Genomic DNA, 16,663 nt, shown 5'->3' on the forward strand with positions numbered 1-16,663 from the left:
ATGGAAGGAACGGTCTGCGGCGGAACGCCGGCTGTCAGCCGGGCAGGAAGTACCCCGAGACGTCCGCTACCAGGTGCGTACTCCCCGAAGACCAGTTGAAGAGGCTGACTTTGCCATACCAACCAATGGGCACTGTGACGGAGTTGGCAATGATCTGCCCGGTCGAAAAGTTGACACTGGAGACGTCCGGCCGGAACTTCCCGGTGGGATACGCGGTGATGTAGCCGAAGGAGTTTGCCTGGGCCACCGTCAGGTTGAACACCACGGCGGTTGCCCCTGCAGGAATCCCGTGCTCCCCTGTCACCTGGAACGCCGCATCCTTGTCCGGTTCGGCCGGGTAACCCTGGCGGGTGTCCAGGAAACGCGTGGGGACCATGGGCTGGAAGGTGCCGCCTGCCGTCGGCTTCCCAGCCAGGTAATAGCCGGAGACGTCGGCCACCAAGTGGGTGGCACCGCTGGAGCGGTTGTAGAACACCACTTTGCCGTCGGCGCCCACAGGGACAGTGACGGAGTTGGGGATGATCTGGCCCCCCTTGAAGTTGATGTTGGAGGCATCCGGCCGGGCCGCTCCCGAGGGATAGGCGGTGATGTAGCCAAAGGATTTCGCCTCGGCCACCGTCAGGTTCATCACCACAGCGGATACGTTGGCGGGGAGGCCGTTCCTGCCAGCCACCTGGACCGAGGTGGTGCTGTCGGGCGCCACCGCAGAGCTGGTCCGGGTGTCCAGGAACCGGGCGGGTGCAATCGGCTGGAAGGCACCGCCCGCCGTCGGCGTTCCGTCGAGGTAGTACCCGGAAACGTCAGCCAGCAGGTGCGTGGTGCCCGATGACCTGTTGAACAGCGTCACCTTCCCATCAGCGCCCACCGGAACCGTCACCGAGTTGGCCACGATCTGGCCGGTATCGAAGTTGAGGTTGGATGCATCTGGGCGGGCTGAGCCCGATGCATAGGCAGTGACGAAGCCGAAGGACCGGGCTTCGGCCACTGTCAGGTTGAACACCACTGCCGAGACTTTGGCCGGAATTCCGGACTGGCCGGCCACTTGGAAGGAGACTGTGCCGTCCGCCGGAACCGGAGACCATTGGCGCGTGTCCAACGCACGGAAGGGGGTGACGGTAATAAGCGAACCGGGAACGGGTGCAGTGGTGGTGGCGAACGTGTAAACCCACTGTGAGGTGGCTCCGGCCGCCATGGTGTAGCCGGGCAGTGCCCGGGCCGAGACTGTCACGGTGCCGGAACCTGCGCGCACGCCTGGCGGGACCACGTTTCCATCCCGAAGGTACTCCACGCCCTGCTGCGTGGGGATGGTGAAGGTGTCCTGGGCGGTGCCGTCCTTGTCCGTGAACGTCACCGCTGCGGGGATGACAGTGTTGGCGGGCAGGTCGGCGGAGGTGAAAGCAAGGGCCTTTGCAGCATCTGCCAATCCGGCGCCGCAGCCTTCGGGGCAGGCAATGGGCAGTGGGCGTGCAGTGGCTTTGAGCCGCTTCTCCACCATCTCCGGGGTGAAGGTGCTGCCAATTTCGGACATCATCATCGCGGCGATGGCGGACACGTGTGGAGCCGCCATGGAAGTTCCCTGCAGGAATTCGTACGCCTCACCCTCCGGTGCCGTGGACCCGAAGTTGGAGGTAGACAGGATTCCCGAGGTGTTGTCGACGTCAAGGTCACCGCCGGGAGCGGTGATGTCGACGGCGGCTCCGTAGTTTGAGTAGTTGGCGCGGGCACCGTTGCGTCCCGCTGCGGCCACGCTGATGACGTTTTGGCAGTTTGCCGGGCTCATATCTGCTGCGGGGCGGTTCGCGTTTCCTGCCGCCACCACCACTGCGGTGCCGGCGTTGTAGGCGAAGTTGATGGCATCCTGCTCGATGGCGGAGCACGTGCCTATGCCGCCGAGGCTGAGGTTGACCACTTGCGCCCGGTTAGGGTTCGCGGGAACACCGGGGACGGTTCCGCCGGCGGCCCAAATGATGGAGTCCGCTACATCGGAGGAGTAGCCGCCACAGGAGCCAAGGGCCCGCACGGGGAGGATCTTTGCCTCAGGAGCAGCGCCCGTGATGCCGTCATTGTTGTTGCCGGCCGCTGCAATGGTCCCTGCCACATGGGTCCCGTGCCATGAGGAGATGGACGCCGGGGTTCCGGCGCCGCACTCATCCGCGCCCATCCAGTCGCCCTCATCCTGCGGGTTGGGATCGCGCCCGTCACCGTCGCGCGCCCAGTCCGCGTTGGACATCATGTCGTAACCAGGCAGGACTTTGGCATTCAGTTCCGAGTGGCTGGTGATGCCACTGTCCACCACGGCCACCACGGCACCTGTACCGCGGTTCACGTCCCAGGCGCCAGGAGCCCGGATGCCGGAGGCGTCTTCCCACAGGCCCCATTGCGCAGTGTAGCCGGGGTCATTGGGGGCTACCGCTGTCGCCTGCACAACGACGTCGGGTTCGGCGGACTGGATAGTGGGATCTGCCCTGAGCGCAGCCAGGAAAGCCGTGGCGTCCGCGGCAGGGAGGGCCTTGCTGGTCTTGATGACCTGCGCTCCCGTGGCGGCGGACCTGACGTTTCGGGCGGAGATGCCGACTTTTCCGGCCGCTAACCTGGCGGCTTCTGCCGTGGCTGTCGCCTCGGAGGCGATCCCCCGTCCCCCCTTGATCCGCACGATGAACTGATCCGTGGGGACAGCGGCAGGGGTTGACCGCGGCGGTGCGTCCCGAATGGGCAGTTCGTCTGCGTGTGCGGGGAGGGCCATCAGCGCGGCATTAGCCACGACGGCGGCCAGCACGGTTGCGGCGGCAGCCAAGGGCCGGAAATGGAACATGGGCGGGCATCCTCAGGGACGAGCGCCAACCCCAGGACGGCTCAGCGCGGACAGCCGGGAATCACCAGCTGACCCCCGCCCCGATTCTAGCCACAAGAAGCCAGCAGCAGGACCCCCAAAAGCGCTATAAAGCCAAATCCTTGGAAAAACCTTTGCTGCTATTGGATCAGGTAATGGCGCTCGTCAGCATTTGCGGCAGGTTTGGGAAAGACTGCACGGGACAGCGCCCTGACCCCGATTGCCGGAAGCAGAACTGCAGCGGCAGTGATGGACAGGGCAGTCCAGCCCAGGTTTTCGAGCGGACCGAGCTTGGGAGCCTGCAAAGCTGAAGTTGGCAAAGTTCTGACCCTTTTGTGAGACCGGGGAGGCATGTTCCTGCGGGGCGTGTTTCCGGAAGGAACGCCGGGCAGGCCCTCCCAGGTGTCCGCCCAAGCAACAGGAATTATCCTCACAAGGTTACGGCATGGGCCCCATTGGAAGGTTAAAACCGCCAACCGGAGCAAAACCCCCTAATCTCCCGTAATCAACATTTTCAGGACCTTTGCTGTGGCGGCAGGACCTGAGCAAGGGGCAATATCGACAGTGTCGGACAGTCGACTCTGCCCGGCACTGATTGTCGTTATCTGCGTGCCCCTAAAGCTTGACGCGGGGGCGGCCCAGGCTGTCCCTTAAAGTTCCTGCCTGGGCGACCGGGAGGATGGATCGCATGGACCGAAAGCGGCAGTGGAGGTGCCTCCGCAACAGACCGTCCGCGCGTGACCTGCCTGGCCGACGGACGCCAGTGCCGCGGCGGCTGCTCGCTGTTGTGCTCGCAGCATGCCTTCTCCTGGCAGGATGCATACCGTCGCCACCCCCGGATAGAGCGGCTCCCTCCACAACTTCGGGACCTCCCGGTAAACAGTCGAAGCAGATCCACGGGGGTTTTCTTTTCGGTGTGGGATCACAGGCCTATGGCGCCCTGGACAAGCCAATCGTCAAGGAAGTGCCAGTCAACATGATTACCAGTTGGTACAACTACCGGACCGACATGGCGTTCTTCGACAAATTCCGCACCTCCGTGACACCGCAGATCTACGCCGCAGGGAAAGCCATGCATCTGGTCATCTGGGATGGATACACAACCGATACTTGGGGACCGAAAGGGTGGCCGGACGCCGGCATGGTGCAGACAAAGTACGGGAAGGTCTGCGGCGCCAGCTACCCCTTGTCACGGGAATTCCAGGCCGACATGGTGCGGTTGGCAAAGAACACGGGCGGCCCAGCAGACGGCCCGCCGCTGTACGTTTCCATGTTCACCGAATTTCAGACCTACCCGTGCCACGAGGACGGGAATTACTGGGACACGGGCCAGAACTACTACAGAGCCTTGAAGGATGCCTACCGCGAGGCCAAAGACACCTTCCATAAATACGCCCCCAATTCAAAGGTTGCGCTGACCTGGGGCGGCTGGGCTGCCAACTTCGATGACCCGGCAAGGGGCGGTGGAAGGTCAATGCTTCCGTTCTTCAAGGACGTCATGGATGGATCGGACTTCCAGTCGTTCCAGGCAATGGGCAACAGCGGGAACGTGGAGCAGTCCACGTGGATGGTGAAAGCACTCCACGGCTACGGCAACGGCTTTTCACTGCTGGCACACTACAAACCCGACAATAACTCCCTGGCTGTCTATGATGCCGACATGGCCGGTTTCTTCAACGACGTCAAAATGGCGGAACTGAAGGTAAACGGGCTGTTTGGGTTCAGCTTCATGGAGCAGGACATGCTCATGTCCAGCGGATCCCGGTATGAGCAGGCGAAGGCCGCGATCAGCAAGTACCAGGTGCCTGCCCCGCCCTGGCCGTTGACGTGAGTTCATCCAGGCACTCCGAGGTCGAGGCTAAAGTTCTGCTAATAAATCAAGATGATGAACTAGCCAGCCTGACGATACCGGTGATGCGATGGTGTCCTTTGAGCGTGAACACTGTACTGCTCCTTTCATGCGATGCCACCCCGCGGGGGACGGCTGGGTTTCCTGACCGTTTTCCGTTCAGGCTTTCGCCGGTTCGGCGAGGAATTTGTCGAATGACCGGTGGTGTGATCGGTCCTGCGAAAGAGCTCCGGGTTCCGGTGCTTTGATGTCTCAAGAATCCCCCAGGAGGCTTAATCGATCCTTAAGCTCTTCCGGGCCCGCCAACGCCACTCAAGACCTATAAAAGTGACTTTCAAACCCGGAATGCTGCCAGGCCGGTGGCCGTCAACGCAGCCCTGGTAATTCCGCCCTATAACGCAAACTTCCAGGGCGAAGCGGGGAAGCTGCGCCGCCGGGCGTTATCCCACGCCATCAACCGGGAAGAGATCACCCGGGTGATCTTCAACGGCACACGCACGCCCGCCACAGAATTCACTTCGCCGGTACTGGACGGCTACTCGGATTCGATTCCCGGTAATGATGTCTTGAAGTTCGACGCGGACAAGGCCAAGAAACTGTGGGAGCAGGCAGAAGCCCTAAAGCCGTACGACGCCGGCAAGCCCCTCATTTTCACAACGAACACTGACGGCGGCAACAAGGAGTGGGTCGATGCCGTCGCTAAAGGCATGGAAAACAATCTGGGCATCAAGACTGCGGTCCAGGCGCTTCCCAGATTCGCGGATCTTCTGAACCTGCGCGTGTCGCAGTCCCTCCCCGGCCTGACCAGCACCGCCTGGCAAGGCGACTATCCCTCGTTGTACAACTTCTTGGGCCTTGAATGGAGTACAGGGGCATCTGCGAATCTTGAAAACTTCTCCTACCCCGAGTTCGATGGGTTGCTCGAAGAAGGCCTGCGGTCAATTGACCCGGCACAGGCCAATGCAAAGTTCAACCAGGCGCAGGAAGTGCTTTTCAGGGAACTGCCCGCGTTGCCGCTTTGGTACAACAACCAGCCTCTGGTGTGGAGCAACAGCGTCCTGGCAGCCGAGACCGGCTGGAACGGCGTCATCCTCTACTACAACGTCAGGGCCAAGTAACGGCGACCGCCTGAAGAAGTACGACGGCGGCACGCGCCACCGTCGTACTTCTTACCCATATTTATACGCGTCGAGCGGGGCCAGCGGCGCGGCTCAGATGTCCGCCAGCAGCGAGGTGGGGTTTTCGATCGCGTCTGCCACGAAGCGGAGGAAGCCGCCGGCCGTGCCGCCGTCGCAGACCCGGTGGTCGAACGTCAGCGTGAGTTCGGTGACTTTGCGGACGGCCAGCTCGCCGTTGACCACCCACGGCTTGTCGATGATCCGGCCCACGCCCAGGATGCCCACCTCGGGGTGGTTAATGATGGCCGCGGAACCGTCAACGCCGAACACCCCATAGTTGTTCAGGGTGAACGTGCCGCTGCCCAGCTCGGCCGGCGTCGCCTTGCCGTCTCGGGCCACCTGGGTGAGCCGGCGGATCTCTGCGTCGAGTTCGCGGGCGCTGAGCTTCTCGGCGCCGCGCACGGAGGGCACCACCAGGCCGCGGTCGGTCTGCGCCGCGAAGCCCAGGTTGATGCCGTCGAAGGACACGATCTCCTGCGACCCGTCCTCAGCCGTCTCGATCCGCGTGTTCAGTTCCGGGTACTTCTTCAGCCCCGCGGTGACGAACCGGGCGATGAACGCCAGCAGGCCGGGAACCTCGGTGCCGTTGGCCTTCAGCCCCTCCCGCAGTTCCATCAGCGCGGTGGCGTCAACGTCCACCCAAACGGTCGCCTCCGGGATCTCCGAGCGGCTGCGGACCATGTTGGTGGCCACAGCCTTCCGGACACCGCGGACCGGCGTGCGTGCAGAAATGGGAAGTCCGGTGCGGGAGTCGGTGGCCGAGCTCGCCGAGGATTCGGCCGGCTGAGCAGACGGACGCTCCGGCGCTTCCACAGGCTTGGCCTCAGGTTCAGCCACAGGCGCTGCGGTCCGCATCGCAGCCTCCACGTCGCGGCGCATGATCAGCCCGCTCTCGCCGGAACCCGAAAGCTCTCCCAAGTCCACGCCGTGCTCGCGCGCCATCCGGCGGACCAGCGGCGAGATGACGGCGCCAAGCTTGCCCGGCACCCGGGTCCGCAGGAGGGTGAGCTCGTCCTCCTTGGACAACTCCGCGGCAGGGGCCTCGGTCCGTTCAGCCACCGCCACAGAAGACTTCCGCGCACGGGTCCGCCGGGCAGCACCATGACCGCCTGGAGTGCCGTATCCGATCAGCACATTCCCGGACCCGGCCTTCTCCTCTTCCCGGTAGGTCTCGGCTGCCGCCTCCGACGCAGCCGACGCGGATGATGCCGCCCCGGGAGTGGCATCGGGCCTTCCTGAGCCGGACGACATGCTGCTTGCAGCATGGTCGTCCGGCGAAGGGGCGGGGGCGGCATCATCCGCGTCGTTCCCAACACCGACGGAGAGCGGCATAACAGAGATGAGCGGCTTCCCCACGTCCAGCGTCTCCCCCGGCTGCCCGTGGAGTTCGGTGACGATCCCGGCGTAGGGGGACGGCACCTCCACTGCGGACTTGGCGGTCTCCACCTCGGCGATGGGCTGGTCAACGGCAATCTCGTCGCCCACGGCCACGTGCCAGGACACGAGCTCGGCTTCAGTGAGGCCCTCGCCCAGGTCGGGCAACAAAAACACGCGTGGTTCGCTCATGGTCAGTTCTCCCACTGAAGGTCGTCAACGGCGTCGAGGATGCGGTCCACGCCGGGCAGGTAGTACTTTTCGAGTTTGGGCGCCGGGTACGGGATGTCGAATCCGGCCACGCGGCGGATGGGCGCGGCCAGGTAATGGAAGCAGCGCTCCTGCACCCGGGCCACGATCTCGGAGGACACGGATGCGAAGCCGTGCGCCTCGGCGATCACCACGGCCCGGCCGGTCTTCCGGACAGACTCGCACACCGTCTCGTCGTCGAACGGCACGATGGTCCGCACGTCGATGACCTCCAGCGAGCGCCCCTCCAGCGCAGCGGCCTCGGCAGCGGCCAAAGCGGTGGGTACGGACGGACCGTAGGCAATCAGCGTCGCGTCCGTGCCGGGACGCGCGACGGCGGCACGCCCCTCAGAGCCAAGTCCCGCCGTCGTACCTTCCCCGCGGGAGTCGTGGAGGCGGCGCAGCTCGCCCAAGTCCACCGAGTCCTTGGTCCAGTACATCTTCTTGGGCTCCATGAAGACCACCGGATCGTCGGTGTCGATGGCTTCGCGGAGCATGCGGTAGCCGTCCGCCACCGTCGCCGGGGTGTAGACCTTCAGGCCGGCGGTGTGGGCGTAGTAGGACTCGGAGGAGTCACAGTGGTGCTCCACTCCCCCGATGCCGCCGCCGTACGGGATGCGGATGACCATGGGCAGTTTCACCATTCCGCGCGTACGGTTGTGCATCTTGGCCACGTGGCTGACGATCTGTTCGAACGCCGGGTAGGCGAACGCGTCGAACTGCATTTCGATGACCGGCCGCATGCCGTTGATCGCCATGCCCACGGCCATGCCCACGATGCCGGACTCGGCCAGCGGGGTGTCGAAGCATCGCTGCTCGCCGAACGTGGCGGTGAGCCCGTCGGTGATGCGGAATACGCCGCCCAGGAGCCCTACGTCCTCGCCGAAGACCAGCACGGAGGAGTCTGCCTGCATGGCGTCGGCCAGGGCGGTGTTCAGTGCCTTGGCCATGGTGACCGGCTGCGGGCCGGCGGCTTCGGCGGACGCAGCAGCGGAAGCGGCGGCCCGGGCGGTGGCGGCGGAAACGTTGCCGTTGGCCTCGGACGAGGTGGTGATGGTGGGGCTCACTTGCCGGCCTCCTTCGAATCAGTTGCTGCTGCATCCCTGGCCAGCTCGTCGGCAAGCATGGCGGACTGTTCCTTCAGCTGCGGGGTCTGCCGGTCAAAGACGTGGCGGAAGAGTTCCTGCGGGTCCACGGGAACGTCCTCGCTGAGGCCTTCGCGCAGCTGTGCGGCAACCGCCTCGGCGTGCTCGCGGATCCGGGCCTCGCCGTCGTCATCCAGCAGCCCCCGGTCCGTCAGGTAGGTGCGCATCCGGTTGACGGGGTCCTTGGCCCGCCACTCCGCAACTTCGCTGTTTTCCCGGTAGCGGGTGTCGTCGTCGGCGTTCGTGTGGGCCTGCATGCGGTAGGTGTTGGCCTCCACCAGCAGCGGTCCGGAGCCTTCGCGGGCGAGCTTCACGGCTCGGTCCAAGACGGCGAGAAGGGCGACGACGTCGTTCCCGTCCACGCGTTCGCCAGCCATGCCATAGCCCACAGCCTTGTGCGCGAGCGAGGGCGCCACGGACTGGTGCGCCAGCGGCACTGAGATGGCGTACTTGTTGTTCTGCACGAAGAAGATGACGGGCAGGTGGAAGACGGCGGCGAAGTTCAGGGCTTCGTGGAAGTCGCCTTCGCTGGTGGCACCGTCGCCGCACATGGCCAGTACCACCGTGTCCTCGCCGCGGAGCTTAGCCGCGTGGGCCACCCCGACGGCGTGCAGCAGCTGGGTGGTCAGCGGCGTGCACTGGATGCCCACCTTGTACTTGAGGGGGTCGTACCCGCCGTGCCAGTCGCCGCGGAAGATGGTCATCACCTGCACGGGGTCCACACCGCGGGTCATCACGGCAACGGCGTCACGGTAGGTGGGGAACATCCAGTCACCGTCGGAGAGGCACAGGGCGGCGGCCACCTGGCAGGCTTCCTGCCCATGGCTGGAGGGGTAGACGGCCATGCGGCCCTGCCGGACCAGGGCCGAGTTCTGGTCGTTGACGCGGCGCCCGACGACGAGGCGTTCGTACGCTTCGAGCAGTTCCTTGTCGCCGGGCACGGGGTATTCGTGGCCGGGCTGGGTGCCCTGCTCGCCTTCGGGCTTGAGCCGGCCGTCCGGGTCCACCATCTGGATCTGGTGCCGGGCGGGGAGCATGTAGTCCTCCACCGTGATGCCGAACTTCTTTACAGCCTCGTTCAGCGCGTTTTCCGGCGCTTCCTGCGGGCTGGCGGTGTCCGGCACGGTGTGGTCTGCGGAGATCGTCATTGGTCCGTCCTTCGGTAGCCACTATTCGCTCCCAGTATGGTCCTGCAGCAGGTTTCGTATCCAGCACCTGCGCAGATCGTGGAGAAGCTGCTCCAAACTGCCTACTATGGGAGACGATTTGTAACTGTGACGTGGATTACCGATGGGGGCCGTGGACAAAATGCCGGGCAAGGATGCTGCAGCCGAGGTTGCGCTCGATGACATCGACCGGCGGATCATTGCCGAACTGACCCGCGACGGCCGGATGTCGGTGACGCAGGTCGCGGAGAACGTCCACATTTCCCGGGCCCACGCCTACTCCCGGATCTCCCGGTTGACTTCCGACGGCGTGCTGACCCGCTTCACCGCGCTGGTGGACCCGATCAAGGCCGGGCTCAAGTCCTCCGCCTATGTGACGCTGAAGCTGAAGCAGGACTCCTGGCGCGAACTCCGTGACCAGCTGGGCGCCATCCCCGAGGTGCACCACATCGCACTGGTGGGCGGCGACTTCGATGTGATCCTGCTGGTCCGCGCCGTGGACAACATCGATCTGCGACGGGTCATCTTCGACCAGCTGCAGACCATGCCCGGCGTGCTCGACACGCAGACGTTCCTGGTGTTTGAGGACGTGGATACGCGGTAGGTGGCTGCTTCCCCGCAGCCAGGCTGATTTCCGGTGGACCACCCAGACCCAACCAGCATGGATTCACGCAACTTCATCAAGCCTCACCCGCCTGATCCGGCCACCGCCGCCAGCCCTGACCACCCCGCCCCGCGCTGGCTTCGGGTATACCCCTTTCGGTTGTCGAGCCGCCGATGAGATTTCGACGCGCATGTTTCATTTCGCGCAGCAAATATTGTGCGCGCTCGGGAATCTGCGTGTCGATAAGTGGGATGCGCGGCGGAATGAAGAAGCTGGCCGGATCTGGCAGTGCGCCGACTACTGCTATCGCTGCTCCGGGATCCAGTCAGGTGCATCCAGCCCCAAGCCCGTGAGGTTGTCACAGCGGACCAGCTGGGAGCCGATGCGCTCCAGCGGGCAGTCGACATAGGTGTTGAGGACGTCGTCATCGGAGGCAGTGGTGGCCGAAGCCGGAACTGCGGAGAGGAAGATAGCCGGGAACACGGCAGCAAGAACCGGAAGATTCTTCCTGTTCATGGTTGTCTCCTTGGATAGCAAGGGCGACTAAAAGGGCAACCGCCGGACACACGGGCGGCGCGTCTGGGGTTCCCAGCCCATGCCCCAAAAATGAACTGCTGCCGGGCAGGACGCTCCGGCAGCAGTCAACATACTCGCGCGGCGAACCTCGCATAAGGGTTGGCTGCACCCCATTCGCCCCGGCGGCCTACCCATCCCAATGGCGGGATCGTCGGTGGGGCATGGTCGGGGTGCCCCCTCCCCTACCCTGCGCTGGACGTAGGCGCCGGCGCCGCCGTCTCTCCTCCCCAGTAATCCACAGTTGGTGCCGGCGTTGCGTAGTCAACGGACGACGTCGGCTGCCCGCTTTCCATGTATTGGCCCGCCGGTGCGGTGGCCACCTGAGTCGCTGCCGGGGCAGGTGCATCGGCGGTGGCGGACGGACCATCCTGGGCAAGGGTTGAGGTAGGGGCAGGGGTCGGACCACTGCTGGGGCTGACCGCAGCAGGGGACGTCGCCACAGAAGTTCCCCCGGAAACCGAAGCTCCCTTGACGATGGCCGTAATCTGCTCCTTGTACCCATTCAGCGTGGCCTGGATCTCGGAGAGCGGGACGTTCTGGATGTTCCTTCCGTACTCAGCGATCTGCGCCCACAAGACCTCAAGCTGCTGTCTGCTCTCTCCGTCCAGGGGCTTGTCAAGCGTCAAGACCAGCTGGCTGGCCAGGGCATACGTCAGGCAGTCCAGGCAGTTGTAGTTGGCCGCGGCGGAGAGGTTCTCCGGGACAATCACATTCGTCTGCCCCACGATCAGGACCACTTGGAACCCCACCGCCACGGCCGCGCAGCCCGAGCAGTTGGCAAAGGCGTAAGCCTCATTGGTGGTGGTGACCGGCTCCCCGTCATCTGCCCACACCAGGGCGAAGGCCACGCTGTATTTCACCGAGCCGTCGGTGGTGTTGACGGCGAGCGCCTGGTTTCCGTCGGCGGCCGGGGCGGCCGGCCTGTCGAACGGGAACACCCAGGACGGGGCGGCAGCCGAAGCGGCAGCAGCGGGAGCATCACCGCCAGGAGAGGCGGCGCCCGGCTCCGCCACCGGCACCAGCACCATGCTCAACTGGGGCTTGTCCCGCGTCGGCTTCACAGCACCCGCCGGCCACAGCGCAACAGTCTGACCGGAAGCACCCTCCCGCAACGCCACGCGCTCACGCGCGGGCTTGGGCAGGACGGCCCGCGTTGCATCACCCAACGTCCCGCGTTCGTATGCCTGCACCGGACGGTACGTCCCGCCGTCGGGCCACCATGCCCACGCGAGCCCTGCCAACAAGGCGGCCACGGCGGCCATGGCGGCCGTCCGCTGCACGGCTTTGCCGCGGGTCTTCTGCCACAGCCCCGTGACCAGCTGCCGCAGCAGCCGCACCACGATGTACAGCACACCCAGCACCGGGACCGCCACCACGACAATGGCGAGGGCCCGCACGGCCGCGCCCACGGGATCCCCGGTGGCGAGTGATGCCACCAGCGCTTCCTGCTGCTTGCCCGCGCTGGCCCACCCGGTGGCCAACAGCCGCGGCAGGGACAGCACCATCATCACCATGCTGAACAGCAGCACCGGTACGGTCACCAGGACCCAGACGGTGACCACCGCGCGCGCCCAGGGCTTGAGTACCTTGCTTTCCGGGTTTCCCCAGCGCCAGGGAAGGATTCCCAGGAGGGTGGTCTTGATGCGCTGGAACAGGTCGGGCACGCCGGTGGCGTCTGCCAGGATGTGGTAGCCGTCGTACTTGACCAGGGGGATGAGCTGGCGGACCATCTGCAGGATCTGCGTGACCACCACCAGCAGGAGCGCATCGAAGCCGGTGGCCCACCAAAGTCCCATGATGGCGACGGCCACGATGGCGTTGAAGTACAGGCCGCCCAGGTCGGTGCGGATCCTGCCGCCACGGCCCAAGCGGTAGGAATCGGTGACGTCCGTGAAGAACGCCGGCCAGAGCAGGTAAAGCCCGGCGCCCATGGCCCCGGGTGTGGCTCCGCCCTTGCGGGTGGCGGCGGCGTGGCCGAATTCGTGGAAGCCGGCCGACAGGATGGTGACGGCGAGGATCAGCAGCAGGAGGGCGGGCTGCTCAAAGGCCTCATGGGTGGCCGATCCGAGGCCCTTGACCATGAGCACCCACCAGCAAGCTGCAAGGAACGCCGCCGTCACGGCCACCACGATCAGCGGGTTGAACAGCACTGCGAACGGTGCCGTGATCCTGCGGGTGCGCTCGGGGTCAGACACGATGTAGCGGAAGCGCAGGCCCAGCAGCGGGTTGGACTTTTTGACCTCGGGCTGGCTGCCGTCGGCCAGCCGCAGCAGGCCCAGCGGCAGCAGCTGCTTGTCCATCAGCGTCCGGACATTGTCCGCGCTGACCAGCCGGCCCGAAGCTTCGCTGACGTGCCGGGCGATGCCGTCAAGGTCGTTCGTGCCGTCGGCGGCCTCCAGGACCAGGTACAGGAGCCGGGTCAGCTGGAGGGTCTGGCCGTCGGCGCGCCGCACCAGGGCGGGCGGTTCACGGTAGCCGGACCCCTCTGCGGTGCCCAGGAGCTGGACGCCGTCGGCCCGGGCAGGAAGGTGGGCAGCCGCCGTCGTACTCTGGCCTGACGGAATTTGGCCCGACGGATCCGGGGCAACAGAAACGCGTGACGACGGCGGGCCCGCCTCAGGAGGCGGCCCGCCGTGGATTTGGGTCATGTTTGCTTACTGCTGCAGGTCGGACTGCTGGCCCGCGGTGGCGTTGGCCTCGCCGTCGATGTGCTGCGAGATGGTGGCGCTCTGGTCCGAGATGGCGTAGGCCTGGCTGTCGATGGAGCCGATGTTGGCGGCCACTGCGGCGTCGATGGGGGCGGCAACGTTGGCGTTGGCGGCCACGGCACCGTTGATGGGAGCGGCGATGGCGGCGTCGGCGTCCAGGTTCACGTCGACGTTCAGCAGGTTGCCGTTCAGGGCGCCGCCGACGGTGTCCGTGAGGCCGCCGGTGCTGGTGGGATCCGTGACAGTGCCAGCAGTACCGTCCGTGGTGCCGGCGTCGGTGGTGCCCGTATCAGTGGTGCCGTCACCCTGGCCGATCACGCTGTCCTGGGTGGAGTCGGCATTGGCGTCGGCGGTGATGCCCTGGTCAATGGTGGCGTCCTGGCTCGAGAGGGCCTGCGCGTCCGAGCCGTAGGAGAGGATGTTGGCCGAGGCGGCGGCGTCGATGGGTGCTGCCACGTTGGCGTTGGCGGCGACGGCCAGGTCGATGGGTGCCGCTGCGTTGATGCCCAGGTCCAGGTCCGCATTCAGGTCCAGGACGGACGCCACTTCCTTGTCCGGCAGGGCGGTGGCCTGCTCCGACATCAGTTCTTCATCGGTGAGGGGACGCATTTCGTTGTCCATGCTTGAAAAACCTCCGGTGCAGCGCGGGTGCTCTGCCCCCAGCGGACAGCTCGCGCCCCACAATAGTAAGCATGATTAGTAGTTTTGCCTAGAAACCCGGGCTTGCTAGGGCTAAACAGGAGGCTGCTGACCTGCGGCGATGTGGCCTCGTCGTGCGGGAAGCGGCGATTCCCAGCCTATTCCCAGCCGCAGATTCAGTTCCCGGCCCCTTCGCTGGGTATCTGATTTCCTGGACGGTAGGGCGCCGCCCGGGAAGGGAGAGGCATGGAATCGCTGCCCCTGGCAGTTCTGTTACTGATTTTCGCCGGTGCCGCGGCGGTGATCTGGGTGGCGGGAATCCACCTCTCCAAACAGACGGATGTTCTCGATGACCGGCTGCATCTGGGCTCGGCGCTGGGCGGCCTGATCCTGCTTGCCGTTGCCACGAATCTGCCGGAAATCGCCATCACTGTCAGTGCGGCCGCTTCCAACAACATCGGGGTGGCCGTTGGAAACATCCTGGGCGGTATCGCCATCCAGACCGTCGTGCTGGTCATCCTCGATGTGGTTGGAACCAGGGGCACCGATCCACTCAGCTACAAGGCAGCGTCCCTGACCCTGGTCATTGAAGCCGTCACCGTCATCGCAGTCCTGGGCGTGGTGATTGCCGGCAGTCAGATGCCGAACTCACTCGTGGCCCTTCGCCTGACACCGGCCGCGGTGCTGATCGCCGTGATTTGGATTGTCGGGCTAATCCTCGTCCAGCGTTCCCAGAAGGGCCTTCCCTGGCACCAGCAAGGTGACGCCCCCGGTGGGCAGGACCAGCCTCAAGGCCATTCCAAGAAGAAGGCCAACGACAAGAACCGGCACATCAGCACGGGCAAGTCTGCCCTGATCTTCGCAGTCGCTGCGTTGGCAACCCTGGGGGCAGGCGTGACGCTGGAGCGCAGCGGGGATGCGATCGCCGGGCACATCGGGCTTACGGGCGTCCTCTTCGGTGCGACTTTCCTGGCCCTGGCCACTTCCCTGCCCGAAATTTCCACCGGGCTGGCATCGGTGAAACAGGGCGACTACAAACTGGCTTTCAGCGACATTTTTGGCGGCAACGCTTTCCTGCCCGTGCTGTTCCTCGTGGCAGTCCTCATCACCGGCAAGCCCGTGCTGCCGCAGGCCCAGGCCACGGACATCTACCTCACCGCCCTGGCCATCCTGCTGACCCTGGCCTACCTGCTGGGCCTCCTCTTCCGGCCGAAAAAGAAGCGCCTGGGCATGGGAGCCGACTCGCTGGTGGTCCTGATCCTTTACCTGGTTGGAGTGGCCGGACTATTCGCCGTGGCCACGATGGCCTGACCGCAGGAATCCACCGGTCCAGTGGGGACTCCAAAGCGAGTTCTTCCCACACTCCTGCGGCCGGGACGGCAGTAAAATGATGGGATGTTCGGTATCGACGCCGAAAAGCTTTTCGTCCTCCTCATCATCGGGGCCCTGGTGCTTGGCCCGGACAAATTACCCGAATACGCCGCCAAGTTTGGCCGGCTTATCCGGGAGCTGCGCCGCATGGCTTCCGGGGCCCAGAAACAGCTCCGCCAGGAACTCGGGCCTGAGTTCGATGACATTGACTGGAATCGGCTGGATCCGCGCCAGTACGATCCCCGCCGGATCATCCGCGAGGCACTCCTGGATGAACCTGCTGACCTCCCCCGGAGCCAGGACGGGAACGAGCGCGCAGAAACGGGGGCTTCGCCGCGGCGGCAAAAGGTGGTTCCCGGGCAGGCAGCCCCTTTTGATTCCGAGGCAACCTAGGAGCCCCGTTCCAGGCAGGCGTGCCCTAGATGAAAGGGCACGCTTTAGCGCGGGGACCGGGACCTTGCCGCATCATCATCAGGCGCCCGGCCCTGCGCCCGCCGGAGCCGGTACTCACGCCAGGTAATCCACACGATGAAGATGTCGAATGCCGTGAGGAGCACCATGCCCCACGAGAAAGACACGGAGATCCGGTACAGCTGGTAGGCGATGAAGACCAGCAGGAAGGCGATCATCCAGGGGTAGGCCCACAGCTTTTCCTTCAGGACGGCCCACACCAGGACGATTTTCACCACGCCGTGCAGAAGGAGGTAGGCAGCGCCAAACAACGACGCCGACCCCGAAAGGTTGGCGGTCATGTGCAGCACGCTGTTGGCCACGAAGTCCCGGGGATCCTGGGCAAGTTCATGCTGGGTGAGGAACCGGGCCACCTCGCCGATCTGCGCCGGCGTGACCAGCAAAAGGAGAATGCCGCCGATCAGTTCCAGGACTCCGTCCAACCCTTTGAGGAGCAGGGAGATGCGGAAGGTCCTGTCGAGCACGGTTGTTCCCGACTGCCCCTTTTCCATTGGTTTTCCCTT

The 16,663-nt window shown here is 64.9% G+C and carries 14 protein-coding genes; 5 read left to right on the plus strand and 9 right to left on the minus strand.

The genetic code is table 11. The features are described from left to right. Positions 1-34: 34 nt before the first annotated feature. Entirely contained in the window at positions 35-2,812 is a 2,778-nt protein-coding gene (locus tag ACETK3_RS04850) for a S8 family peptidase (RefSeq protein WP_373992602.1), read from the minus strand. Between the two features lie 158 nt (positions 2,813-2,970). Then, positions 2,971-3,150, minus strand: coding sequence for a hypothetical protein (locus ACETK3_RS04855; protein WP_236799271.1), 180 nt, complete (start codon positions 3,148-3,150; stop codon positions 2,971-2,973). A gap of 656 nt (positions 3,151-3,806) precedes the next feature. Here ACETK3_RS04855 and ACETK3_RS04860 point away from each other — a divergent pair. Together ACETK3_RS04860 and ACETK3_RS04865 are read left to right on the plus strand one after the other, a co-directional pair. Next, positions 3,807-4,661 (plus strand): hypothetical protein, encoded by an 855-nt coding sequence (locus tag ACETK3_RS04860; RefSeq protein ID WP_236799272.1) that lies wholly within the window; start codon positions 3,807-3,809, stop codon positions 4,659-4,661. 377 nt (positions 4,662-5,038) lie between these two features. Further along, complete coding sequence (locus ACETK3_RS04865) at positions 5,039-5,797, plus strand: ABC transporter substrate-binding protein (RefSeq protein WP_236799274.1); 759 nt, start codon at positions 5,039-5,041, stop codon at positions 5,795-5,797. 93 nt (positions 5,798-5,890) lie between these two features. Here ACETK3_RS04865 and ACETK3_RS04870 read toward each other — a convergent pair whose 3' ends face one another. The 3 genes from ACETK3_RS04870 to pdhA are packed head-to-tail and all read right to left on the minus strand — an operon-like array spanning position 5,891 to position 9,773. After that, a complete protein-coding gene (locus ACETK3_RS04870) occupies positions 5,891-7,423 on the minus strand; it encodes a dihydrolipoamide acetyltransferase family protein (RefSeq protein WP_373992603.1) in 1,533 nt (510 codons plus the stop codon). A 2-nt stretch (positions 7,424-7,425) separates the two neighbouring features. Further along, positions 7,426-8,547: an alpha-ketoacid dehydrogenase subunit beta gene (locus ACETK3_RS04875; RefSeq protein WP_373992604.1), complete on the minus strand. Its 1,122-nt coding sequence runs from the start codon at positions 8,545-8,547 to the stop codon at positions 7,426-7,428. Further along, positions 8,544-9,773 carry a pyruvate dehydrogenase (acetyl-transferring) E1 component subunit alpha gene (gene pdhA / locus ACETK3_RS04880; protein ID WP_236799279.1) on the minus strand — a complete coding sequence of 410 codons (1,230 nt, stop codon included), beginning with the start codon at positions 9,771-9,773 and terminating at the stop codon, positions 8,544-8,546. Before pdhA ends, ACETK3_RS04875 begins: the two co-directional genes overlap by 4 nt. 142 nt (positions 9,774-9,915) lie before the next feature. On the opposite strand from pdhA, the gene ACETK3_RS04885 reads away from it, so the two are divergent. Continuing rightward, positions 9,916-10,395: an Lrp/AsnC family transcriptional regulator gene (locus tag ACETK3_RS04885; RefSeq protein ID WP_373462155.1), complete on the plus strand. Its 480-nt coding sequence runs from the start codon at positions 9,916-9,918 to the stop codon at positions 10,393-10,395. A 303-nt stretch (positions 10,396-10,698) separates the two neighbouring features. Here ACETK3_RS04885 and ACETK3_RS04890 read toward each other — a convergent pair whose 3' ends face one another. The 3 genes from ACETK3_RS04890 to ACETK3_RS04900 form a co-directional block, all read right to left on the minus strand. Further along, positions 10,699-10,911, minus strand: a complete 213-nt coding sequence (locus ACETK3_RS04890) for a hypothetical protein (RefSeq protein WP_236799281.1) — start codon at positions 10,909-10,911, stop codon at positions 10,699-10,701. A 242-nt stretch (positions 10,912-11,153) separates the two neighbouring features. Beyond that, a complete protein-coding gene (locus tag ACETK3_RS04895; protein WP_373992605.1) occupies positions 11,154-13,619 on the minus strand; it encodes a hypothetical protein in 2,466 nt (821 codons plus the stop codon). Positions 13,620-13,625: 6 nt separating this feature from the next. After that, the gene (locus ACETK3_RS04900) at positions 13,626-14,300 is read right to left on the minus strand and encodes a peptidoglycan-binding protein (protein ID WP_373992606.1); all 675 of its coding nucleotides are present in this window, start codon (positions 14,298-14,300) and stop codon (positions 13,626-13,628) included. A gap of 264 nt (positions 14,301-14,564) precedes the next feature. On the opposite strand from ACETK3_RS04900, the gene ACETK3_RS04905 reads away from it, so the two are divergent. Both ACETK3_RS04905 and ACETK3_RS04910 read left to right on the plus strand, forming a co-directional pair. After that, on the plus strand, positions 14,565-15,629 hold the full coding sequence (locus tag ACETK3_RS04905; RefSeq protein WP_373992607.1) for a sodium:calcium antiporter: 1,065 nt from the start codon (positions 14,565-14,567) through the stop codon (positions 15,627-15,629). 84 nt (positions 15,630-15,713) lie between these two features. Continuing rightward, positions 15,714-16,082: a sec-independent translocase gene (locus ACETK3_RS04910; RefSeq protein ID WP_373992608.1), complete on the plus strand. Its 369-nt coding sequence runs from the start codon at positions 15,714-15,716 to the stop codon at positions 16,080-16,082. Positions 16,083-16,126: 44 nt separating this feature from the next. Here the strand turns inward: ACETK3_RS04910 and ACETK3_RS04915 are convergent, their stop codons facing one another. After that, a complete protein-coding gene (locus ACETK3_RS04915; RefSeq protein WP_373992609.1) occupies positions 16,127-16,651 on the minus strand; it encodes a DUF2127 domain-containing protein in 525 nt (174 codons plus the stop codon). Positions 16,652-16,663 lie beyond the last annotated feature (12 nt).

It is taken from the genome of Arthrobacter sp. E44, assembly GCF_041877125.1.
Lineage (GTDB): Bacteria > Actinomycetota > Actinomycetes > Actinomycetales > Micrococcaceae > Arthrobacter.